A 22,568-nucleotide genomic window follows, 5' to 3' on the forward strand; every position below is an offset into this window, starting at 1 on the left:
CACCCCGACACCGGATCAGGCCGGAACGGCGGCGGGGAGCATCGGGTGCAGGGTCTGCCAGACGGTGCCGGCATCGAGCTTGCGCATGCAATCGTGGTGCCCCAGCGGGCATTCGCGCTGCCGGCACGGCGAGCAGTCCAGGCGCAGCGACAGCGCCGCCGCCACGGTCGAGAACGGCGGCGCGTGGTCCGGGTCGGTGGGGCCGTAGATGGCGACCACGGGACGGTCCAGGCTCGAGGCCACGTGCAGCAGGCCGGAATCGTTGCTGACCACGGCCTGGGCGTGGCCGATCAGTGCCACCGCCTCGGCCAGGCTGGTCTGGCCGGCGATGTTCAGCACGGCCGGGGCGGCCGGCGTGCCCGCGAGGGCGGCGAGGATCTCGTCGCACACGGCACGGTCCTTCGGCGAACCCAACAGCGCAACCTGCACGCCGGGGCGGCTCGCGACAATGACCTGCGCCAGCGCGGCGAAATGGCCGGGGGGCCAGCGCTTGGCCGAGCCGAACTCGGCGCCAGGGGCGAACACGATCAGCGGCCGCTCGGCCGCCAGGCCGGCCTTCGCGCAGGCGGCGGCCACCTGGTCCGGCGTCACTTGCAAGGCGGGGCGGGGCGCGGGCACCAGCGGGGCTCCGGGCGCGTTGGCCAGCGCCGCGTAGAACGGCACCATCGGGCGCGGCGTCACGTCGTCGTGGTGCATCACATTGATCAGGCCATAACGGCTTTCGCCCTTGTAGCCGACGCGGCGGCGGATGCCGGCCAGCCAGGGGATCAGCGCATATTTGAGCGTATTCGGCAGCACATAGGCTTCGGCATAGCCGCGCCGTTTCAACAGCCGGGCATAGCGCCAGCGCTCGCGCAGCTGCAACGGGCCGTGGCGAAACGGCGTCTGCAACACCTCGGTCACTTCGCGCATCTGGCGCCACACGGGCGCCACGGCCGGCGGTGCCAGCACGTCGATCGGCCGGTCGGGGTGCATGGCCCGCAGCCGCTGCAGCAGCGGCTGCGCCATCACGGCATCGCCGATCCAGTTCGGGGAAATGACCAGGATCCTGGGAACGCCAGGGGAAACGTTGGCGGCGTCAGCCATGACTGCCCTCCTTCGCGGCGAGGCACAGCCCCATCAGCACGAACAGCATCAACACATAGAACATCGTGCTGCGCACGGAATAGAAAATCACCTCGGTCAGCCCGAAGCTGAAGTAACTCAGCACAAGCAGCAAGCCCGCCAGCGCCGCCGCCACGAGCCCCGCCGGAGCCGATTCGTGCGAGCGCAGCATGCGCAGGAAGAACAGGAACGGCAGCAGCAGCGTGGCGAACCAGCACAGCAGGCCCACCACGCCGCCGTACACGAGGGCCTGCAGCGCATCGTTGTGGAAATGCTCGGCTTCGAGCACGAAGGGCTGCAAGACGCCGGCGTCGACCAGTTGGGCGAGCTCGGCCTTGATCCGTTCCTGGCCGCTCGGCGTCCATGGATGGCGCTCGGCCAGCATCACGGCGCCCTTCCACAGTTCCAGCCGCACGCCGACATTGGTGAATGCGCTGCCACCGTTGAAATAGGTCTGCACGTCGTTTACGCCCTGCTCCATGCGCTCGCTCATGCCGGTCTGCGGCACGAAAAAGGCGCCGGCCATCAGCAGCGCCACCAGCGAGGCGCTGGCTTTCGCGAACTTGCCGCGCAAGAAATGACCATATTTCAGGAACAGCAGGGCCGCAAGCACGATCGCCACCCAGCCGCCGCGCGTGCCCGTGGCCACCATACCGATGAGGCCGGCGATGACGCCGAGCGCAGGCCAGATGCGTTGCCGCCCGCGGAAATCGAGCACCGCGGCCAGGCACATCAGCCCCATGACCAGCACGATGTCGCCGAACGTGATGGCATTGATGGACCCGCCGGGCCGCTCGATGCCCAGGCCCCAGCGCTGGTAGCCCGCCACGCAGGCCCCGACGACGGCGCCGCCGATCAATCCCCACCACAAGGCCTTGCGGCTGGGCCGGTAGACGAGCACGGCAATGCATGCCGAAACGGCAAGCAGCATGCGCACGGGTTTTTCGAACTGCCGCAGGTGGATATCGTCATACAACAGCGCTGACAGGCCGGCAAACACACACGCAGCGCCAAAAGCTGTCAAAACGCCACGGATATCGTTAAGATGTCGCCGGAACGCCGGCAGCCCACGCCGGTGGGACCAGATCGCCGCCAGCAGGAAGCCGAAACTGCACAGGCCCACACCGGCATTGGCGATCAGGGTCAGAAAGGGCAGGAGGAAGACCAGGCAGTGGATGATAATAGTGGTAACGGCGGAAACGGCGGAATCGGCGCTTGCATCGGCGCCCCTGGCAATAGTTTTATTCATCAATGTTCTTGTGGGGCGCGCCGACTACATGCAACCAGCGTCGAAAATTTCTGTCATTGTTACAACCTACAACCGCCCGGACGCGCTGACGGCCGTGATCGAAGCCTGCTTTGCACAGGATGACCCGCATTTTGAAATCATTATCGCTGATGACGGCTCGTCGAACAACACGCGGGAATGCGTGGAAGCGCTGCGCCGCCGCTCGCCCGTGCCATTGCGGCACGTCTGGCAGTCGGACGAAGGCTTTCGCGCCGCGCGGGTACGCAACCTGGGCACGCTCGCGGCCAGCGGCGACTATATCGTGTTCCTGGACGGCGACTGCATCCCCCCGCCGCACTTCGTATCGCAGCACCGCAAGCTGGCACGTCCCGGCTTCATCGTTTCCGGCAGCCGCGTGCTGATGTCGGAGCAGTATACGCGCAGGCTGCTCGATGCGCGCATCAACCTGCACAAGCTGGGCGCCCTCGAGCGGCTGCGGCTGCGCCTGGGTGGTCATTTCAACAAGTTCCTGCAAACTGTGCTGGTGCTGCCGGACGTCGGCCGCGAGCGGCGCAAATTCACGTGGCGTCGCATCAAGAGCTGCAACCTGGCCGTGTGGCGCAGCGACCTGGATCGGGTAAACGGCTTCGACGAAAGCTTTACAGGTTGGGGCCACGAGGATTCCGACCTGGTGGTACGCCTGTACAACGCCGGCGTGCTGCGCAAGGATGGGGCCTTCGCCACGGAGGTCTACCACCTGTGGCACCACGAGAACTTGCGCGACCATGCGACGTCCAACCGCAAGGTGGTGCTGCAGCGCGCCGCGGACGGCACTACGCAGGCAAAAACGGGCTTGCGCGAAATGGCCAGGACGGCCGGCGCGGCGCCGGTTGCCGCCCCGCCTTCCGCCGCTCTGCCTTCCGAAACGGGCGATGGGCAGGTGCGGAGTACAATCTGACCGGCAACGGCGGCATGTGCGGTACCGAACTGATATTGCATGCGGGTACTGCCAAGCTGGCGACTGAGCAAACCACCAAGGAGGAACCGCGATGCGCCTGGATATTTACCGACGACCCGAACACGATGGCATTTATTCCTATCTGGCCGTGCCGGAAGGAAAACCGATCCCGCAGGAGGCAATCAATACCGACTGGGAACCGGAGGCCAAGGCGCTGGAAGTCGACGATGATGCCGACACCCTGCCCGAGTTCCACATCGAACACCTGCCCGAGCAGATCGGCACCAAGGGCTACGCGATCACCGGCCTGAAGGATATGTAGGATATGTAGCATCCGTGGCATCCGGCGCCTGCCGGATGCCGTTGCGCTGTGCTGGCGCAACAGCAGGCCCGATGTCGCTGGCGGCGGCGTTCGCAAGAGGGTTACAAGGGGTTACAATTAATAAATTGGTAACTCCCCTTACATACCGCGACAGGGCCTGCCGTGATCCATTTCTTCCCCACCTATACGAAGGACGGCACCCGTTCGCCGTTCGCCCTCGGCCTGAAGGAACTGGGCGTCGATTATCGGCTGTTCGCCGACGACGTACGCTTCCGCTACCACTCCCGCCTGAAACTGCTGTTCGTCGGCTGGCCGAAACTGGCCTGGTTCGCGCTGCGCGCCGGCATCCGCTCGCTAGTCACGAGCCGCACCCATCCCGAGGCCGTGGTCCTGGGTTCGGATATCGAGGTACTGATCTTCGCGCCCTTGCGCGCCCTGTTCTCGCGCCGCACGCAGATCGTGCTGCTGGGCTTTATCCTCACGCCGCGCCAGCACCCGCTGCTGAACCGGCTGCGGCTGATGTACTTCCGCTTCGTGATGTCGTTCGTCGCCAAGGTGATCTGCCATTCGAAGAAGGAACGCGAGCGCTACAGGGAACTGTTCGCGAACGGCCGCACCGAAGTGTTCTACATGCCGCACGGCACGCACATCTACGGCCGCGAGGAATTGCCCGAAGCATCGAACTCGCCCTACATCCTGACGGCCGGCCGCTCCGGCCGCGACTACGGCACGTTGTTCGAGGCCGTAGCCGGCTTGCCGATCCGGCTGCACGTGGTGTGCGACAACGACAAGCCGCTGGCCGGGCTCACGATCCCGCCCAACGTGACGGTGCTGCGCAACTGCTACGACGGCGACTATGTCGAGCAGCTGAAGAACGCGCGTTTCGTGGTGGTGCCGCTCGGCGTGGCCGACATCTCCGCCGGCCAGATGGTACTGCTGCAGGCGATGGCCTTCAACAAGGCCACCGTGATCACGCGCACGCTGACGGTGGAGGACTACGTCAGCGACGGCAACGAGGCGCTGCTGGTGCCGCAGGGCGACGCGACGGCGATGCGCGCGGCGATCGTGCGGCTGCTGGAGGATGCGCCGTACATGGAGCAGATGGCCGGCCGGGCCTTGCATGCGTTCGATGACCGGTTCGACATGAAGGCGTTCGTGCGCAACCTGGTGGCCGCGGTAAGGGCGCCGAGGGAGCTGCCTCATGGGAAAACCGGTGTCTGACACTATTTCCTGGGGAAATAGTGTCAGACACCGATGCTTCCAGCGTCCGCAGCGCCAGGGCACTCGGTGTCGAACATTTTTTTCTGGGCATTATCCAGAAAAAAGTGTGCGACACCGGTTGTCCTGAAACCCGGTCAGTACTCCACCGCCACCTCTTTCGCCCCCAGCGCCAGCTCCAGCGCCAGCTTGAGCTCGTCCGAAGGCGCCACCCGCCAGTCATCCCCCAGCTGCAAGGTGCAGTCGATGCCTTGCGGCCGGATGCGCATCTGGACCGGCAGGCCGTAGTCGTCGCGGTGCGGCGCGAGCACTTCGCGCAGCTTGGCGGGCGGCACGCTTGACGGCAGCAGCCAGCCCATCTGGCGGCCGAACTGCAGGCGGGCCGACACGATGTCGTACACCTTCTCGGCCGAGATACGCAGGCCGCCGGTGAAGCGGTCTTCCGACACCTTGCCCGTCACGCACAGGAATTCGTCTTCCTTGAACGCCTTCTTGTTCGCCTCGAAGATCTCGTTGTACACGGTCACCTCCACGACGGCACTCTTGTCGTCCAGCGAGACGATCAGGATCTTGCCGCGCTGCGTCATCTGCGTGCGGATGCCGGTGATGACGCCGCACATCATGCGCGCGTCGCGCGAGGGCTCCAGCTCGGAGAGCTTGGTGCGGGCGAAGCGCCGCGCCTCGGCCGCGTACGAGTCGAACATGTGGCCGGACAGGTAGTAGCCCAGCGCGATCTTTTCCTCGGCCAGCTTCTGGCGGTCGGTCCACGGCGTGGCCTGCACGTATTCGGGCGGCGCCACGAGATCGCTGTCGTCGCCGCCGAACAGGCTCACCTGGTTGGCGGCGCGCAGCTCCTGCTCGGCGCATTCCATGGCGAAGCCCACCGAGGCGAACAGCACGGAACGATCGACGCCAAACGAGTCGAAGGCGCCGGCGCGGATCAGCGCCTCGATGGTGCGGCGGTTGATCTGCTTCTTGTCGACCCGCTTGCAGAAGTCGAACAGGCTGGTGAACGGGCCGTCCGCTTCCCGCGCGGCGATGATCGCCTCGATCGCGTTCTGGCCGGCGCCCTTCACGCCGCCCAGGCCGTAGCGGATCGCGGTGACTTTCTTGCCGGTCACGGAGCGCGGCTGGCCGTCCGGCCGGAAGCGGTAGGCCGACAGGTTGATGTCCGGCGGCAGGATGGTCAGGCCGCAGACCTCGATCGCATCCTCGACCAGGATCTTCACCTTCTCGGTGTCGTCCATGGTCAGCGACATGTTGGCCGCCATGAACGCGGCCGTGTGGTGCTGCTTCAGGTAGGCGGTGTGGTACGACAGCAGCGCGTAGGCGGCGGCGTGCGACTTGTTGAAGCCGTAGCCCGCGAACTTCTCCATCAGGTCGAAGATCTCGTCGGCCTTTTCCACCGTCAGGCCGCGTTCGCCGGCACCCTTGCGGAAGATCTCGCGGTGCTCGGCCATCTCTTCGGCCTTCTTCTTGCCCATCGCGCGGCGCAGCATGTCGGCCCCGCCCAGCGAGTAGCCGCCGATGATCTGCGCCATCTGCATCACCTGCTCCTGGTAGACCATGATGCCATAGGTCTCGGACAGGATGCCCTCCGTGCGCGGGTCCGGATACTCGAACTTTTCGCCGTGCTTGCGCTTGCAGAAGTCGGGAATCAGGTCCATCGGGCCCGGGCGATACAGCGCCACCAGCGCGATGATGTCCTCGAAGCGGTCGGGGCGCGCATCCTTGAGCATGCCCTGCATGCCGCGCGATTCCAGCTGGAACACGGCGACGGTCTTCGCCTTGGTCAGCAGGTCATACGAGGCGCGGTCGTCCAGCGGCACGTTGGCCAGGTCGAAGTCCTTGTCGGCCGGGTCCAGCTCGCGGATGTAGTTCACCGCGCGGTCGAGGATCGTCAGCGTCGTCAGGCCCAGGAAGTCGAACTTCACCAGGCCCACGGCTTCCACGTCGTCCTTGTCGTACTGCGACACCACGCCCGAGTCGCCGGACTGCGTGTACAGCGGGCAGAAGTCGGTCAGCTTGCCCGGGGCGATCAGCACGCCGCCGGCGTGCATGCCGATGCCGCGGGTGATGCCCTCGACCTGCTGGGCCAGGTCCAGCAGCTGGCGCACTTCCTCCTCGTTCTCGAGGCGCTCCTTGAGCAGCGGTTCTTCCTCGATCGCCTCGGCGATCGTCACCGGCTTGCCGGGCTTGAACGGGATCAGCTTGGAGATGCCGTCGCAGAAGTTATAGCCGAAGTCCAGCACGCGGCCCACGTCGCGGATCGCGCCCTTGGCCGCCATCGTGCCGAACGTTGCGATCTGCGACACGGCCTCGCGGCCGTACAGGTCCTTCACGTGCTGGATCACCAGTTCGCGCTTTTCCTGGCAAAAGTCGATGTCGAAGTCGGGCATCGAAACCCGTTCCGGATTCAGGAAGCGCTCGAACAGCAGGTTGTATTTCAGCGGGTCGAGGTCGGTGATCTTCAGCGCATAGGCCACCAGCGAGCCGGCGCCGGAACCCCGGCCCGGGCCGATCGGCACGCCGTTGTTCTTGCCCCACTGGATGAACTCCGCCACGATCAGGAAGTAGCCCGGGAACTTCATCTTGATGATGGTGTTGTTCTCGAACTCGAGCCGCTCTTCGTAGCGGGGGCGCTGCTTCTCGCGTTCCTCCGGGTTCGGGAACAGCTGCAGCAGCCGCTCCTCCAGGCCCTTCTTCGTTTCGGCGACGAGGAATTCGTCGATCGTCATGCCCGGCGTGGGGAAATTCGGAAGCTGCGGCTTGCCCAGCGTGAGCGTGACGTTGCAGCGCCTGGCGATTTCCACGGAATTCTGCAACGCGGCCGGCAGGTCCTCGAACAGGATCGCCATCTCTTCCTGCGTCATGAAGCGCATCTGCTCGTTGAAGCGCTTCACGCGCCTGGCGTTGGCGATCATTTCGCCTTCGGCGATACAGATGCGGGCTTCGTGCGCGATGAACTCGGACTCGGACATGAACTGCACCGGGTGGGTGGCCACCACGGGCAGGCGCAGCCTGGCCGCCAGGGCCACCGACTGGCGCACCTGGGCTTCCTGGTTGGGCTGGCCGGCGCGCTGGATCTCGATGTAGAAATGGCCGGGGAAGATGGCCGACCACTTGCGCGCATGCTGCTCGGCGAGCTCCAGGTTGCCGTTGTCGATCGCGCAACCGATATCGCCGAACTGCGCGCCCGACAAGGCGATCAGCCCGTTGGCGCCGCTCTCGCCGGGCAGCACGTCATACGACTGGTCCTTCAGCGCCTGCAACCATTCGGTGCGCAGCTCGGCGCGGCCCTTGTACTGGTTCGTCAGCCATGCCTGCGACAGCAGTTCGCACAGCTGCAGGTAGCCCACGCGGTTCTTTGCCAGCAGCAGCAGGCGCGATGGCTTGTCGCGGTTGTCATCGTTGGTGATCCACACGTCGCAGCCGATCACGGGCTTGACGCCCTTGCCGCGGGCGGCCTTGTAGAACTTGACCATGCCGAACAGGTTCGACAGGTCGGTGACGGCGAGCGCGCCCTGCCGGTCCTTCGCCGCGGCCTTCACCAGGTCGTCGATGCGCACCAGGCCGTCGACGATCGAATACTCCGAGTGCACCCGCAGGTGGACGAAATCCGGGCCCGGCGGCGCTGCGGGTTCGTCGGGCTGGATGACAGGCTGTTCGAGGGTGGTGGTACTCATGAAGCTCACGAAATGGGGACGGCGGAACGCGCTATTCTACAGGGGGATCAGAACGAGAAGCCGGCGGTATTGCGGCGCAGGTCGGCCTCGACCATCATCTGGCACAGCTCTTCCAGCGTGGTCTTCGGTTCCCAGCCCAGTTCCTTCTTCGCCTTGGCCGGGTCGCCGATCAACAGGTCCACCTCGGCCGGGCGGTAGTATTTCGGGCTGATGCGTACCAGCACCTTGCCGGCCTGCCCGTCGTTCCCCACTTCGTGGCCCGTTTCATTCTCGCCGCTGCCATGCCAGCGAATCGCGATGCCGGCCGCCTTGAAGGCCATCGTCACGAAATCGCGCACGGTCTCGGTGCGGTTGGTGGCCAGCACATAGGTGTCCGGCCGGTCGGCCTGCAGGATGCGCCACATGCCTTCCACGTATTCCTTGGCGAAGCCCCAGTCGCGCTTGGCGTCCAGGTTGCCCAGTTCCAGCACCTCGAGCTTGCCCAGCTTGATCTTGGCCACCGAGTCGGTGATCTTGCGCGTGACGAACTCGCGGCCGCGCAGCGGCGACTCGTGGTTGAACAGGATGCCCGAGGAACCGAAGATGCCGTACGACTCGCGGTAGTTCACCGTCATCCAGTGCGCATACAGCTTGGCCACGCCATACGGGCTGCGCGGGTAGAACGGCGTGTCTTCCTTCTGCGGGATCGCCTGCACCTTGCCGAACATTTCCGAGGTCGATGCCTGGTAGAAGCGGATCTTCGGGTCGACGATGCGGATCGCCTCGAGCAGGTTGACGGCGCCGATGCCGGTGATCTCGGCCGTGGTGACCGGTTGCTCGAACGACACGCCCACGAAGCTTTGCGCCGCCAGGTTGTAGATCTCGTGGAACTGGCCGTTCTGCAGCAGGCGGATCGACGACGACAGGTCGGTCAGGTCGTGCTCGACCAGCTTCAGGTTCGAGTGGTTCTGGATGCCCAGTTCTTCGATGCGCCAGAAGTTGACCGAGCTGGTGCGGCGGAACGTGCCCGTGACCTCGTAACCTTTTTCGAGCAGCAGCTGTGCCAGGTAAGCACCGTCCTGACCGGAAATGCCCGTGACCAGGACGCGTTTCGTGTTATTCATGGGCAAGCAGACAATGTGATAGGAAAACCGGAAATTATAGCGGAGATATCAGCGTGGCGGCCATTCGAACTGCCGCGATCGCGAAGCCGGAAATGGCGCTTTCGACACGTAACGACCATGCACTGTTCACAACTGAACTTAACTGTCGGAAAATCTTACAGTTTCGCGGAGCCTGTTTGCGCCGACTCAACCATATCATTGATTTTCCTCAAGATTATCTTGCTGGCATCATGCTTGCTTACACGAGCTCCGACACCCCATGACCAGGAGCCTCTCGTGCGAAACATCTTCAAGAATATCCTCCTTGCCGGCGGCTTGCTGCTGGGCATGCAAACCGCGGCCCACGCGGGACCGATCCTCGTCGTCACGAACGGCATCCTGATGGGTGCGCAGGGCGTGGAATTCGACGGGCATACTTATGACGTGTCGTTCTCGGATGCGCGCCCGACCACCGGCAACCTGGGATTTTTCAATTTCGACGACAGCTATGCCGCCGCCGATGCCCTCGACAGGCTCGTGTTCCAGGGGGTGTATGACACATCGCCGGGCCGGACGAACGGCTGCTCGAACCCGCTCAGCTGCCTGGTCGTGACGGCCTACGACTTCAGCTTCCTGGGCGTCCACGGCGTGGGCTTCACGAACACCTCCACGCGCTATGTCGACCCGATCATTCCGTATATCGTGGTCGGCAATGCCGCCAAGGGGGCCGGCGTGACTTACGCGCACTGGTCGTTGCAGGAAGAGCGCCAGGCCGTGCCGGAACCATCCTCGCTGCTGCTGGCCGGCATCGGCCTGGCCGCGATGCTCGCGCCGCGCCTGCGGCGCCGCGGCGCGGCCGCTGTTGCATAGATCGGAAGAGCAGCGGCGGCACGGGGGAAATGCCAGCCGATACGCTTATAATGTCGGCTGTTCCGCACTTCCTTTCTGATCCGTTATGCAAGCTAGCACTCCCGGCGCCCCCGCCCCGGCCGGCGCCGTTCCGGCACATCCGGCGGCGCAGGCCACCGGCCCCTTCGTCAACATCGCCGCCTACAAGTTCATCACGCTGGACAATCTCGACGTCCTGCGTCCGCAGTACCAGGACATCACGCAGCGCCTCGGCCTGAAGGGCACGATCCTGCTGACACCCGAGGGCATCAATATGTTCCTCTCCGGCACCCGGGAAAACATCGACGAGTTCCTTGCCTGGGTGCGCGCCGACGCGCGCCTGGCCGACCTGGAAGTGAAGGAAAGCCTGTCGGCCGAGCAGTCGCACAAGCGCATGCTGGTCAAGATCAAGGCCGAGATCATCACGATGCGCATGCCGCTGATCAAGCCCGAACTGGGCCGCGCCCCGTTCGTGGAAGCGAAGACCCTGAAGCGCTGGCTGGACCAGGGGCATGACGACGACGGCAAGCCGGTGGTGATGGTGGACACGCGCAACGACTTCGAAGTGGACGTGGGCACGTTCGACAACACGGTCGACTACCGCATCAAGAAGTTCACCGAATTCCCGCAGGTGATCGAAGAGCACAAGGCCGATTTCGAAGGCAAGACCGTGGTGACGTTCTGCACCGGCGGCATCCGCTGCGAAAAGGCGGCGATCCACATGCAGAACATCGGCTACGACAATGTGTACCAGCTCGAGGGCGGCATCTTGAAATACTTCGAGGAAGTGGGCGGCGCGCACTACACGGGCGATTGCTTCGTGTTCGACTACCGCACGGCCCTCAACCCGAAGCTGGAGCCGACCGAAACGGTGCAATGCTTCGCCTGCCGCGCCGTCGTCACCCCGCGCCAGCAACTGGCGCCGGAATATGTGTATGGGGTTTCGTGCCCGCATTGCCACGACAAGACGACGGCCTGACGGTAGCGTCGTTCAATCCAAGCTTCATTCAGTGAAGCCTCATCTGCTTGTGGATGGGAGCATCTCTACACCCGAAGGGGTAACCCTGGAGTCAAGCCCGGCGAGGGCAGCCGGTGGAGCAGGGGTTTCGCGGAGCATGCTCCGCGCCTGCGTAACGATTCTGCCCTGCAGGGCAGAATCTCCAGGGAACACTGCTTGGGCTGCGAAGGCATTGTTGAGCACTACGAGGGTGGGCAGATCGCCGTAGTTTGGGGGCTCGATGCGGACGCCATAGTCACCTGCGCCGAACGCATCCCCGTCTTGCATCACGCAGCGCTTAGAGCGCCTAACAAAACCCCCATGGCTGCGTTGCAGCGTCTCGCCGTACAGGTGTACTGTCTTCGACGCCGCGCCTTGCCCTGCGGGTTTTGTTAGGCGCTCTTAGTTCGTGGAGGCGTTCACCTTCCGCGAAGCGGCCGGGCATACCCCTTCATCGAGGGTTTCGTCAACGGAAGCCGCATGGAGTGCAAAAGGTGGTTTCTACTCTTTGACAAGCGTTAACGGTTTTCCGTTAGCCCTTCTTTCGACCGTAACTACGTTAGAAAGGTGTTTCCCCATTGGGCATGACCCATCCCATGTTATGCCATAGATTGCGCGGATAGAATACTGTCCAGGCCGAGAAATGTTATAGTGATCTTCAATGTTACGGATAGTCACGCCCCAAAAATAGCCCGGGTATAGCACCACACGTTTGCTTGTGGACCGCAGGTTAATGTCGGGACCGATCCATGTCATCTTCTCCCCTGATGCATCGCGCACTTCAAATCTTAGCCAGTAATGCTCCAGACCCATATAGGGAACCAAGGAGACGTTATCCTCTCCAATATTCTTGATCGTCACCGTTAAATGAATGGGCGACTTTGAACCCTCAGCATCGCTTTTTGCCGACAGTTTGAGCAATAGGTTTTTTCCTAAGGTTTTACATTCTTTCGGATCCGGCAATGAATCGGCTGTGACTCCCCCTGGCATAGAGAGCAGTACTGAAATACAAAGAAATATCCTATTTTTCATCGTTTCATCACCTCATGAACCCACACTGAAATTTCGAAATTTCAACCAGCCTCGGCAGGGAATCTGACTCCGTCGCGCCAATCCAGGTAATGAGTCAATCGGATTTCTTCAATTGCACGTACACCTCCGGATTGTCACTGTCTGTCCTTTCCGAAACCCCCAGTCCTTTACTGTGATTGTTCGGGTGATAGAATTGGCAGAAGCTGTTCGCAAGGGCCTACAACTATGCCAGTGCGGCCCGAATATCCTGGTCCTGGCGGGGTGCGTTGGGCCGCGCAAGCGGCGCGTGGCGGCGCGGATGTGCGTCCGCAACGACGAGACCGACGTTGCGCTGCTGCGCCTGAACCGATGACGATATTGAACTTCGGTCCCGAAGCCGTGCGGGTCCGCGAACCTCGCCTCAGCGGAAATACAGCGCGATCTCGCGCACGTCGTCCGGCCCCAGCATGCCGGCGGCGGCGCGCAGCCGCAAGAGCGCCAGCAGGTAGTTGTAGCGGGCCTGGGCCAGGTCGCGTTCGCTGGCAAACAGCTGTTGACGGGCATTGAGCAAGTCGAGATTGATGCGCACGCCGCCCTTGATGCTCTGCTCGGTCGCCGTCATCAGCAGCTTGCCCGACTCGACCGCTTTCTCCAGCGCCCGAATGCGCGTGACGCCGCTGACGACGGCACTGTACTGCTTGCGTAATTCGACGAGGATGCGGTCGCGCTCGGCGTCGAGCTCGGACTTGGCGCGCTCTTCCCCAGCCACCGCCTGGCGCGTGCTGGCGTTTACGTAACCGCCCTGGTACAGCGGCACCGTCAACTGCACTCCCAGCACGCGCGACGTCGATTCCTGCGTGTACGTGTTCAGCGTCTCGGCATTCGCCTTGTTGAGCGTGGCCACCACGTCCAGGCGCGGCGCGTGGCCGGCCTTCGCCTTGTTCACTTCCTGGTGCGCGACCTCGACGTTGAAGGTGCGCGTCAGCAGCGCCGGGTTGTTGGCCAGCGCCACGCTCTTCCAGGTGTCGAATCCTCCTTCGCCCAGCGGCACGATGCGAAAGTTCGGCGCCAGCATGTCGAGCTCGCCGGGCTCCTGCCCGACGATGCCGGCCAGCGTGGCGCGCGCCGTGGCCAGGTTGTCTTCCGCTTCCAGCACGGCCGCCTCGGCCGCGTCGAGGCGGGCCTGGGTTTCCAGCATGTCGGTGCGGGTGCCCTCGCCTTTTTCGAACAGCCGGTCGTTGACCTTGCGCTGCTCGGCGAGCGCATCGCGCTGCGCCGTGGCGAGGCGCAACTGCTCGGTGGCGAACAGCGCATCGGTGTAAGCCTGTACCACGCGCAGCACCAGCTCCTGGGCGCGCACGCTGAAGGTGGCCGCCGACGCATTGCTCTGGGCCTGGCCCTGCTTCCAGCGCGCCCAGGCATCCATATTGAACAGGGGCTGGCGAAGCTGGAGGGCGACGGTGCCCGAGATGTAGCGCGGCTCGCTGGGGAGTTCCACGCCGCGCTGGTGCTGGATCAGGTCCGCCCAGTTCTTGCTGCGGCTGTAGCTGGCCGAGACCTGCGGCAGCAAGCCGGCGCGGCCGAGATTGCGATATTCCACGCCCTGGGCATTCTCGGCCAGCGCGGTGCGATATTGGGGGTCGCTCTGCAATGCCGCCTGGTAGGCCTGCATCAGCGTCAGCGCCCCCGCATCCTGGCCGGCGGCGAAGCCTGCCGCGATCACGCTGGCCGCCAGCACGCGGCGATCGAACAGTCGTCGGATCGTCTGCACGTCACTCCTCCGAAAGCGAGGTGTTGGCGCGGTCGATCAGCGGCTTGAGCAGGTAGCTCATCATCGACCGTTCGCCGGTCTTCACGAAGAGTTCCACGGGCATGCCGGGCACGATGTCGAGCTTTTTCTGGGCGATCAGGCGCTGGCCCTCGGGCGTCACCTTCGCTTTCACGCTGTAGTACGCGTTACCCGTCTTTTCGTCGACGGTCCGGTCGGCCGCGACGGTCGTGACCAGGCCGGGAATATGCGGCGTCTTGTTGACATTGAATGCCGAGAAGATCAGCTCGACCGGCAGGCCCGGGTGCACGCGGTCGATCAGGTTGACCGCCAGCTGGCCTTCCACGATCAGGGCGGCATCGCTGGGCACCACGTCCATCAGGTGCGCGCCCGGCCCGACCACGCCGCCGTGGGTGAACACTGCCAGGCCGACGACGACGCCATCGGCGGGCGAGCGCACGATCGTGTTGTTCACGTCGTATTGCAGCGCATCCATGCGGCTGGCCAGCGCTTCCGCTTCCTTCTGCACTTCGGCGAGCTGGGTGCGGACTTCCTTCTGGTAATCCTGTATGCGCTGCGTGCGGCGCAGCGTCAGCTCCATGATCTGGCGCTTGGCGCGGCCAATGTTGCCGATATCTTCGGAAATCGCACCGCTGACCTGCGCATACGTGCGCTCCACGTCCAGCAACCGGTTGCGGGCCACGAACCCTTCCTTGGCCAGGTCGCGCAGGCCGCCCAGCTGCTCCTTCAGGATCGCCAGTTGCTCCTTCTTGCTCTCGCGCGACTGCTCCACCCCGGCCGATTGCAGCTTCAGGCCGGCGATGTTCTCTTCGTAGGCCGACAGTTCGCTTTGCAATGCCAGCTGGCGCGAGGTGAACAGCTGGCGCTGCAGCGCCATGCTTTCCACCACGCGGGGGTCGTTCTTCATGCCTTCCAGCTCCGCCGGGAAGTCGACGGACTTGAGCCCGTCGCGTTCGGCCAGCAGGCGGGCCTCGGTCGTGCGCGCGGCAATGTACTGGGCGCGCGCCGTTTCCAGCTGCGAGGTGGCCTGCACGCTATCCATTTCGACCACCGGCTGCCCGGCCTTGACCACGGAACCTTCCTGCACGAGGATGCGCCGGATGGTGCCCCCGGTAAGGTGCTGGATGGCCTTGCGGTTGCCCTCGGCGACCACGCTGCCGACCATGGGCACGCCCTTGTCCAGCGGCGCCAGCAGTGCCCACAGCAGGAAGCCGCCCACGCCCAGCAGGACGACGAGCCAGCCGAACCGGCTGTATGCGGTCGGGTCGGTGTGGACGGTCAGCGGTTCGACGTCATGCGCGATGACTTCGGTTGCCGCATTCTTCTTGGTGGTGATCGCTTTCATGCCTTACCCTGTTCCGATGTTGCCGGGCCTGCTTCGACCGGGACGGCACCCGCAGCCGGTGCCGTGGCCCCGCCCTGCTGGGCCGGCTGTGCCGACGGCGCGGACTGGGCCTGTGCCGGCTGTGCCGATGGCGCGCCTTGCGCCTGTGCCTGGGCGGCCTGTGCGGTCCGTGCCTGGGCCTGTGCCGCCTGGGCCTGCGCCGCCTGTGCCGCCTGCGCCTTGGCGGCCTGGGCTTGCTGGATCTGCTGCTGCTGTTTCTGCTGCAGGGCCTGCAACACCTGGCTGGTGGGGCCGAACATTTCCGCCGCGCCGTCGCGCAACAGCAGCAGCTTGTTGGTGATGCCGATCGCGCTGGTGCGGTGCGTGATCAGCACGATGGTCTTGCCGCGCTGGCGCAGGTCGTTGACGGCGGCCAGCAGCGCCTGTTCGCCCACGTCGTCCAGGTTGGAGTTCGGTTCATCCAGCACGATTACGGCGGGGTCGCCGTACATCGCGCGCGCCAGGCCGAGGCGCTGCTTCTGGCCGCCGGAAAGGCCGGCGCCACCGTCGCCCAGCATCGTGTCGTAGCCCTTCGGCAGGTGCAGGATCATGTCGTGCACACCGGCGCGCTTGGCCGCCAGCACCACTTTTTCCGCGTCCACTTCACCGAAACGGGCGATATTTTCGCTGACCGTGCCGGCAAACAATTCGATATCCTGGGGCAGGTAGCCCAGGTGCGGGCCCAGCTCGGCCTTGTTCCACTGGTAGATGTCCGCCCCGTCGAGGCGCACCTTGCCCATGGCGGCCGGCCACACGCCGACCAGCAGGCGCGCCAGGGTGGACTTGCCGGAACCGCTCGGCCCCACGATGCCCAGCACGTCGCCGGCGACAATGCCGAACGACACGCCGCGCAGCACGGCCACGGTGGCGCCCGGCGGCGCGGCCGTGACCTGCTCGACCGTGAGGTTGCCGGTCGGCTGGGGCAATTCCATGCCCACCGAGCGCTGCGGATTGTTGGCCAGCAGCTCGCACAGGCGGTCGTAGGCGCTGCGGGTGCTGCTCCAGCTCTTCCACACGCCGATCACCTGCTGCACGGGGCTCAGCGCGCGACCCACGAGGATCGAGGCCGCGATCATCATCCCTGGCGTCATCTTGTTCTCCAGCACCAGCAGGGCGCCAAAGCCCAGCACCAGCGACTGCTGCGTCAACTGCACGAACTTGGTCATTGCCTGCACCTTGCCGGCCTTTTCGCTGGCATCGGCCTGGGTGCGCAGGAACTTGCCATGCAGCTTGAACCAGCGGCCCATCAGGTTGGGCAGCATGCCCATCGATTCGATCACCTCGGCATTGCGCAGGTTGTTCGTGGCGATGCCGCTGGAAGCGATGGCCAGCGTGTTCGCCTCGGCCAGCGGCTGGCGCGTGACGCGCTCGTTGAGGAAGGCCAGCGCCACGAGGATCACCGTGCCGGCCAGCGCGAAGAAGCCCAGCGACGGTTCGAAGAAGAAGATCACCAGCAGGTAGATGGGGAACCAGGGCGCGTCGAAGAAGGCGAACAGCGCGTTACCGGTCAGGAACTGGCGGATATTGGTCAAGTCCGTCAATGCCTGCCCGGCCGGCACGCCCGAGCGCTTCAGGTTCTGCTCGAAAGCCGCCGTGTACACGCGGCGGTTCAGCTCCAGGTCGAATTTCGCGCCGACGCGGATCAGCACGAAACTGCGCATCAGTTCCAGCAGCGAAATGACAACGTAGGCACCCAGCATCAGCAGGGTCAGCATCAACAGCGTGTATTCGTTGCGGCTGCTGAGCACGCGGTCGTACACCTGCAGCATGTAGATCGATGGCGCCAGCATCAGCAGGTTGCTGATGGCGCTGAACATGCCCACGGTCAGGAACGCCCGCTTGAGCGTATGCAAGACCTGTTCGATCTCGTTTTTCGGCTTGAAGAATTGGTTTTTCATCGATGCGCCATGCACGGGTTGCCGCTGTGCAGCGGAAGCGGCGCTCGCCGCGACCGGCAAACGCTGAGCGCCCGGGAGCGGGCAGACGGTATTATGACCGAAACAGCCTCAGATCTGTGACGAAAATCACAAATCGGCGCAGTAAGGTGCCGTGGCGCAACCGATCGGGGCTCGGCGGACTCACCGGTGCTGCCGATACGCCACAGTGCTGGCATGCAACCGAAAGCCGCAGCCAGGCCGACGAAGCCGATGAGCTATCGGCCTGCCCCTGAACGTGAACTTTACAATGCCGCGGCCGGCGCCGGCGCCATCGATGGACCGCCGCGGGCCGGTCGAGGCCGGGATTGGGGGTTCCCGTTCCGCAGCATATATACTGCCGTGGCGGCACCGGGTCGGGCACATGGCACGCGAGCCTCCCGGCAATCGATGGCCGGCGCCGGCGCACTACTGCCGCTGGGCGAACGCTTGTTGCGAGGGAAGACCGTCATTTTGCATACCTTGGACCTGACTATGCGTACTCCGTCCCCCACCCGGTTGGGACCCGTCGCATGAAAGCCGGATTGGCAGCATCGGCCTTGTGCTGCATCCTGGCCGGGCCCGTGGCCGCCCAGGGCGGGGGCGGCACGGTCGACGCCATGTACCGCGATGCCCTGCGCGCGATCGCCGAAGGCCGCAATACCGACGCCAGCGATACGCTGCGCACCGTGGTGGCACTGGACCCGCTGCACGCCGGCGCATGGCTCGACCTGGCGCTGGTGCAGTGCGAGCTGGGCAGGGCCGACGAGGCGGAACGGCTGTTTGCCGCCATCCTTCGGCGCTTCGACCCGCCGCCCGGCATCCTGCAGCTGATCGGCGAGGCGCGCTCGCGCGGCTGCACCCGCTGGCGGCCGCGCAGCTACACGGCCGTGCAGATCGGCCGCGGCATCGACCAGAATGTCAACCAGGGCACCAGCAATCCGCTGTACGACGTCGGCGACGGCAGCGAAGCGTCGCTGCAGTCGGCGCTGTCGTCGGAATTCCTGCCCCGGCACGACCAGTACACCGCGCTCTCGGTCGACACCATGCGCGACCTCACGCCGAACGGCACGCTGGGCTATGTCCAGCTGCAGAGCCGCCGTCACGACCGCATGCGCGACTACGACAGCACCGCCCTGTTCCTCGGCGCCGAAACGCCGTGGCGGCGCGGCCGCTGGACCATGCGCGCCAGCGTGCAGGGCGGCTTCGTCACGCTCGGCGGCCACGGCTACCAGCGCCTGGGGCAGCTGCAGGCGCAGCTCGGCGTCCCCCTGCCGCTGCCGGCAACGTGGCAGTTCACCACCCTGGCCGGGGTGACGCGCGCCGACTACCTCACCCTGGCCGATTTCGACGGCACCACGTTCGAATGGCGCGGCCAGCTGGTGTACCGCGACGGCGGCCATTACGCCAGCGCGAGCCTGGGCTTGCACAACGACCGCGCGGCCGGCCCCCGGCCGGGCGGCGACCGGCACGGCAATCTGGCCACCCTGCTGTGGCGGCGCCCGCTGCCGGCAGGTCTGACCGGGGAACTGGCCTACACCCGTCAGCAATGGCGCGGCAGCTCGGCGTATGCGCCCGACCTGATCGACCAGGTGCGCGACCAGCGCACCCAGACCCTGCGTGCCTCGCTGTCGTATGCGATCAACCGCAGCCACAAGGTGGTGCTGGACCTGCGCAAGATCCGCAACGACGAGAACATCGCCCTGTTCCGCTATATCAGCGGGCAGGCCCAGCTGAGCTGGCAATGGGCCGCGCCCTGATCCGTTACAATGTCGGCCGCGTGCGCGGTGCATGATCCGGCCGGACATCGCCACCACCCGTGCCGGCTTCCGGCCGGCGGCACTGGTCCGCCAGGGAAGCACCGATTGATCGCCGCCATGAATAAATCAGCGCTCCCCCAAGTGCGTGCCATTGTAGAATTTTCATGAAAAGCTCCCGAGAGGCTACGATGACAGCCACCAGTCCCTCAGCCGAGATCCCCGTTCCAGCGCGTGGCAAGGGCGAGCTGAAGATCCACCTGCGCAATATCCCCTTGCTGGCCAACCTGACGGAAGAGGAAATGCAGCGGGTCAAGGCCGACCTGCGCGTGCGCGCGTACGCCAAGCGCGACGTGATATGGCACAAGGACGGTGGCGGCGATGGCCTGTTGTTCCTGCTGACCGGGCAGCTGCAGGTGATCGACATTGCCGAGGATGGGCGCGCAATCGGCCTGCGCGCGCTGGCGCCCGGCGACTTCTTCGGCGAAATCGCGCTGATCAACAATGCTCCCCGCTCCGCTTCCGTGGTGGCGATGACGCCGGTGCTGGTAGGCTTCCTCCCGGCGCCGACGGCGCTGCACCTGTTTTCGCACTCGCCCTCGGTGGCGCGCCAGATGCTGCAGCACCTGGCGCAGAAGATCCAGCGCGATTCGGAATTGCGCGCCCTGCTCAGCATTAACAACACGACCAGGCGCATCTTCACCTATCTGTCGCTGATGGTGCGGCGCGATGCGCAGGGCCTGCCGGTGGTGGAAAACCTGCCCACCCACCAGGACATCGCCAACATGATCAACACGAGCCGCGAAACGGTCACGCGCGCGCTGCTGGCGCTGGCCCAGCAGGGCATCATCGAAAAGGAGCAGCACCGCCTCGTGATCCGCGATCCCGAGGCGCTGCGCCGCCTGGTACACAGTTCCTAGAGCGCCTAACAAAACCCCCATGGCTGCGTTGCAGCGTCTCGCCGTACAGGTGTACTGTCTTCGACGCCTCGCCTTGCCCTGCGGGTTTTGTTAGGCGCTCTTAGTCTTCGGGCAAGTTGTTGTAGTATAATTTTGCGCTCGTTTAAACAGGCTAGCCGCCAGAGCGCAGATGAACAGATCGATCACAATCCTCCCTGCCGTGCCGGCCGGCGCGCGCGCGGGCGCCGCATGAAGGCGTTCGCCCTGGCGCGCGCGGCGTGGTCGTATCGCGGCTTCATCGCCGGCAGCGTGCGGCGGGAATTCCAGGCAAAGTATGGCAATGCGGTGCTCGGCGCGGCGTGGACGCTGCTCCAGCCGCTGGCGATGATCGTGGTCTACACGGTCATCTTTGCCGAGGTCATGCACACCAAGCTGCCCGGCAACACGTCGACCTTCGCCTACAGCATCTACCTGTGCGCCGGCATCCTCACCTGGGGCCTGTTCGCGGAAATCCTGTCGCGCGCGCAAACGATGTTCATCGACAATGCGGGCCTGATCAAGAAAATCAGCTTCCCGCGCATCTGCCTGCCCGTCATCGTGGTGCTGTCCGCCCTATTGAACTTCGCCATCATCTTCGGCCTGTTCACGGCCTTCCTCGTCATCTCCGGCACATTCCCGGGGCTCGTGTTCGCCGCGATCCTGCCCGTGCTGCTGGTGCAGGTGTTGCTCGCGGTCGGCCTGGGCCTGCTGGTCGGCCTCCTCAACGTATTCTTCCGCGACGTGGGCCAGCTGTTCTCCATCCTGCTGCAATTCTGGTTCTGGTTCACGCCGGTGGTCTATCCCACGTCCATCCTGCCGGACCCGATCCGCGAGCTGCTGGTGTGGAATCCGATGGCGGCCGTGGTCGGCGCCTACCAGACGATCCTCGTCGACGCGCGCGCGCCGGACTGGGCATCGCTGCTGCCCGCCACGATCGCCGCCCTGGTGCTGTGCGTGCTGGGCTTGCACACGTTCCGGCGCCGCGCCGGTGAAATGGTGGATGAATTATGACCGGCAGCATCACCGTCCAGCAACTGGGCAAGGCTTACCGGCAATATCCGGCGCGCTGGTCGCGCCTGGCCGAGTGGGTGCTGCCCTTCCTCGGCCCGCGCCACCGGCTGCACTGGGTGTTGCAGGACATCGACTTCTCGATCGCGCCCGGCGAAGCCGTGGGCCTCATCGGCATCAACGGCGCCGGCAAGAGCACGCTGCTGAAGCTGATCACCGGTACCACCCAGCCGAGCGCGGGTGCCGTGCACGTGCATGGCCGCGTGGCGGCGCTGCTGGAACTGGGCCTGGGCTTCCAGCCCGACTTCACGGGCCGCGACAATGTGCTGATCGCCGGGCAACTGCTGGGGCTGGGCCTCGACGAAGTGCGTGCCCTGCTGCCCGAGATCCTCGCGTTCGCCGACATCGGCGAATACATCGACCAGCCGGTGCGCGTCTATTCCAGCGGCATGCAGATGCGCCTGGCCTTCGCCGTGGCCACCTGCGTGCGGCCCGACATCCTGATCGTCGACGAAGCACTGGCCGTGGGCGACGTGTTCTTCCAGCAAAAGTGCTTCGCCCGCATCGAGAGTTTCATCAAGGCCGGCACCACGCTGCTGTTCGTGTCGCACAGCGCCGGCACGGTGCTCAATATCTGCGACCGCTGCATCTTCCTGCGCAACGGCCGCGTGGCCTTCGACGGCGCGCCGGCCGATGCGCTGGACCTGTACCAGGCAGAACTGCTCGGCCGGCTCGACCAGGCACCCGACCAGATCACGGTGCAGACCGGGCAGCCGGCCCCGGTGCCGGCCGACATGACGGCGCTCGGCGGCAAGGCGGGCAGCATCACCACCCCGCTGGCCGATTGCGTGGGCGTGCGCCTGCTCGACGAGCGGGGCAACGAGCGCAACGCGCTGCTGGCCGACCAGCACGCCACGCTGCAGATCGATTACCTGATGCACCAGGCGGCCGACGATCCCCACGTGGGCTTCAAGATACGCAACCGTTTCGGCGCCGTGCTGTACGAGACGAACAGCTATTGCATGCGCCAGGCACCTGGCCCGGTTGCCGCCGGGAGCATCCTGACGGCGCAGTTCACGATGCCGCTGTCCCTGTTCCCGGATGAATATACGATCACGGTCGGCTTGGGCGACGGCGGCTATGGCGAAGGCTCGTTCCGCCAGGTGCTCAACTACCTGCATGAAGTGACCAGCTTCGCCGTGCTGCAGAACCCGGATTCGCCCGTCTGGAGCGGTCTCGTCAACCTGGCGCCGCAACTCCGGCTCAGCCAACGCTAACCCTATCT

At 65.0% G+C, this 22,568-nt stretch carries 17 protein-coding genes; 9 read left to right on the forward strand and 8 right to left on the reverse strand.

Annotated elements, in window-relative coordinates:
• Positions 1-15: 15 nt before the first annotated feature.
• The gene (gene waaF, locus V6Z91_RS03085; protein WP_338766543.1) at positions 16-1,086 is read right to left on the reverse strand and encodes a lipopolysaccharide heptosyltransferase II; all 1,071 of its coding nucleotides are present in this window, start codon (positions 1,084-1,086) and stop codon (positions 16-18) included.
• Complete coding sequence (locus tag V6Z91_RS03090) at positions 1,079-2,353, reverse strand: O-antigen ligase family protein (protein ID WP_338766546.1); 1,275 nt, start codon at positions 2,351-2,353, stop codon at positions 1,079-1,081. The genes waaF and V6Z91_RS03090 overlap by 8 nt, the downstream gene beginning before the upstream one ends.
• A 28-nt stretch (positions 2,354-2,381) precedes the next feature.
• On the opposite strand from V6Z91_RS03090, the gene V6Z91_RS03095 reads away from it, so the two are divergent.
• The 3 genes from V6Z91_RS03095 (at position 2,382) to V6Z91_RS03105 (ending at position 4,833) form a co-directional block, all read left to right on the forward strand.
• Entirely contained in the window at positions 2,382-3,290 is a 909-nt protein-coding gene (locus V6Z91_RS03095) for a glycosyltransferase family 2 protein (protein WP_338766549.1), read from the forward strand.
• A 91-nt stretch (positions 3,291-3,381) separates the two neighbouring features.
• Positions 3,382-3,612 carry a DUF6139 family protein gene (locus tag V6Z91_RS03100; protein ID WP_338766552.1) on the forward strand — a complete coding sequence of 77 codons (231 nt, stop codon included), beginning with the start codon at positions 3,382-3,384 and terminating at the stop codon, positions 3,610-3,612.
• Between the two features lie 162 nt (positions 3,613-3,774).
• On the forward strand, positions 3,775-4,833 hold the full coding sequence (locus V6Z91_RS03105; RefSeq protein ID WP_338766553.1) for a glycosyltransferase family 4 protein: 1,059 nt from the start codon (positions 3,775-3,777) through the stop codon (positions 4,831-4,833).
• Between the two features lie 134 nt (positions 4,834-4,967).
• On the opposite strand, the gene dnaE is transcribed toward V6Z91_RS03105, so the two are convergent.
• A complete protein-coding gene (dnaE, locus tag V6Z91_RS03110; RefSeq protein ID WP_338766555.1) occupies positions 4,968-8,516 on the reverse strand; it encodes a DNA polymerase III subunit alpha in 3,549 nt (1,182 codons plus the stop codon).
• Positions 8,517-8,563: 47 nt separating this feature from the next.
• Entirely contained in the window at positions 8,564-9,619 is a 1,056-nt protein-coding gene (gene gmd, locus V6Z91_RS03115) for a GDP-mannose 4,6-dehydratase (protein ID WP_338766557.1), read from the reverse strand.
• Positions 9,620-9,895: 276 nt separating this feature from the next.
• Here gmd and V6Z91_RS03120 point away from each other — a divergent pair, with 276 nt between their 5' ends.
• Complete coding sequence (locus V6Z91_RS03120) at positions 9,896-10,468, forward strand: PEP-CTERM sorting domain-containing protein (protein ID WP_338766559.1); 573 nt, start codon at positions 9,896-9,898, stop codon at positions 10,466-10,468.
• Between the two features lie 85 nt (positions 10,469-10,553).
• Entirely contained in the window at positions 10,554-11,465 is a 912-nt protein-coding gene (locus tag V6Z91_RS03125) for a sulfurtransferase (RefSeq protein WP_338766561.1), read from the forward strand.
• Positions 11,466-11,984: 519 nt separating this feature from the next.
• Here the strand turns inward: V6Z91_RS03125 and V6Z91_RS03130 are convergent.
• The 4 genes from V6Z91_RS03130 to V6Z91_RS03145 form a co-directional block, all read right to left on the reverse strand.
• On the reverse strand, positions 11,985-12,515 hold the full coding sequence (locus tag V6Z91_RS03130) for a hypothetical protein (RefSeq protein ID WP_338766564.1): 531 nt from the start codon (positions 12,513-12,515) through the stop codon (positions 11,985-11,987).
• Positions 12,516-12,915: 400 nt separating this feature from the next.
• Positions 12,916-14,265 carry a TolC family outer membrane protein gene (locus V6Z91_RS03135; protein WP_338766566.1) on the reverse strand — a complete coding sequence of 450 codons (1,350 nt, stop codon included), beginning with the start codon at positions 14,263-14,265 and terminating at the stop codon, positions 12,916-12,918.
• Between the two features lies 1 nt (position 14,266).
• Positions 14,267-15,628, reverse strand: a complete 1,362-nt coding sequence (locus V6Z91_RS03140) for an HlyD family type I secretion periplasmic adaptor subunit (protein WP_338766568.1) — start codon at positions 15,626-15,628, stop codon at positions 14,267-14,269.
• The gene (locus tag V6Z91_RS03145; RefSeq protein ID WP_338766570.1) at positions 15,625-17,565 is read right to left on the reverse strand and encodes a type I secretion system permease/ATPase; all 1,941 of its coding nucleotides are present in this window, start codon (positions 17,563-17,565) and stop codon (positions 15,625-15,627) included. Before V6Z91_RS03145 ends, V6Z91_RS03140 begins: the two co-directional genes overlap by 4 nt.
• Positions 17,566-18,113: 548 nt before the next feature.
• On the opposite strand from V6Z91_RS03145, the gene V6Z91_RS03150 reads away from it, so the two are divergent.
• The 4 genes from V6Z91_RS03150 (at position 18,114) to V6Z91_RS03165 (ending at position 22,560) form a co-directional block, all read left to right on the forward strand.
• Positions 18,114-19,340, forward strand: coding sequence for a tetratricopeptide repeat protein (locus V6Z91_RS03150; protein ID WP_338766573.1), 1,227 nt, complete (start codon positions 18,114-18,116; stop codon positions 19,338-19,340).
• Positions 19,341-19,528: 188 nt separating this feature from the next.
• Positions 19,529-20,257 carry a Crp/Fnr family transcriptional regulator gene (locus V6Z91_RS03155; protein WP_338766575.1) on the forward strand — a complete coding sequence of 243 codons (729 nt, stop codon included), beginning with the start codon at positions 19,529-19,531 and terminating at the stop codon, positions 20,255-20,257.
• 228 nt (positions 20,258-20,485) lie between these two features.
• Positions 20,486-21,286 (forward strand): ABC transporter permease, encoded by an 801-nt coding sequence (locus V6Z91_RS03160; protein WP_338766578.1) that lies wholly within the window; start codon positions 20,486-20,488, stop codon positions 21,284-21,286.
• Entirely contained in the window at positions 21,283-22,560 is a 1,278-nt protein-coding gene (locus V6Z91_RS03165; RefSeq protein ID WP_338766580.1) for an ABC transporter ATP-binding protein, read from the forward strand. Before V6Z91_RS03160 ends, V6Z91_RS03165 begins: the two co-directional genes overlap by 4 nt.
• Positions 22,561-22,568 lie beyond the last annotated feature (8 nt).

It is taken from the genome of Massilia sp. METH4, assembly GCF_037094685.1.
Classification (GTDB): domain Bacteria; phylum Pseudomonadota; class Gammaproteobacteria; order Burkholderiales; family Burkholderiaceae_D; genus Rugamonas.

What these genes read in the sequence shown, in the direction of transcription:
- V6Z91_RS03165 (WP_338766580.1), top strand. Translation starts at nt 21,283, where the DNA reads ATGACCGGCAGCATCACCGTCCAGCAACTGGGCAAGGCTTACCGGCAA.
- waaF (WP_338766543.1), bottom strand. Translation starts at nt 1,086, where the DNA reads ATGGCTGACGCCGCCAACGTTTCCCCTGGCGTTCCCAGGATCCTGGTC.
- V6Z91_RS03150 (WP_338766573.1), top strand. Translation starts at nt 18,114, where the DNA reads ATGAAAGCCGGATTGGCAGCATCGGCCTTGTGCTGCATCCTGGCCGGG.
- dnaE (WP_338766555.1), bottom strand. Translation starts at nt 8,516, where the DNA reads ATGAGTACCACCACCCTCGAACAGCCTGTCATCCAGCCCGACGAACCC.
- V6Z91_RS03125 (WP_338766561.1), top strand. Translation starts at nt 10,554, where the DNA reads ATGCAAGCTAGCACTCCCGGCGCCCCCGCCCCGGCCGGCGCCGTTCCG.
- V6Z91_RS03140 (WP_338766568.1), bottom strand. Translation starts at nt 15,628, where the DNA reads ATGAAAGCGATCACCACCAAGAAGAATGCGGCAACCGAAGTCATCGCG.
- gmd (WP_338766557.1), bottom strand. Translation starts at nt 9,619, where the DNA reads ATGAATAACACGAAACGCGTCCTGGTCACGGGCATTTCCGGTCAGGAC.
- V6Z91_RS03155 (WP_338766575.1), top strand. Translation starts at nt 19,529, where the DNA reads ATGACAGCCACCAGTCCCTCAGCCGAGATCCCCGTTCCAGCGCGTGGC.
- V6Z91_RS03095 (WP_338766549.1), top strand. Translation starts at nt 2,382, where the DNA reads ATGCAACCAGCGTCGAAAATTTCTGTCATTGTTACAACCTACAACCGC.
- V6Z91_RS03160 (WP_338766578.1), top strand. Translation starts at nt 20,486, where the DNA reads ATGAAGGCGTTCGCCCTGGCGCGCGCGGCGTGGTCGTATCGCGGCTTC.
- V6Z91_RS03145 (WP_338766570.1), bottom strand. Translation starts at nt 17,565, where the DNA reads ATGAAAAACCAATTCTTCAAGCCGAAAAACGAGATCGAACAGGTCTTG.
- V6Z91_RS03130 (WP_338766564.1), bottom strand. Translation starts at nt 12,515, where the DNA reads ATGAAAAATAGGATATTTCTTTGTATTTCAGTACTGCTCTCTATGCCA.
- V6Z91_RS03090 (WP_338766546.1), bottom strand. Translation starts at nt 2,353, where the DNA reads ATGAATAAAACTATTGCCAGGGGCGCCGATGCAAGCGCCGATTCCGCC.
- V6Z91_RS03100 (WP_338766552.1), top strand. Translation starts at nt 3,382, where the DNA reads ATGCGCCTGGATATTTACCGACGACCCGAACACGATGGCATTTATTCC.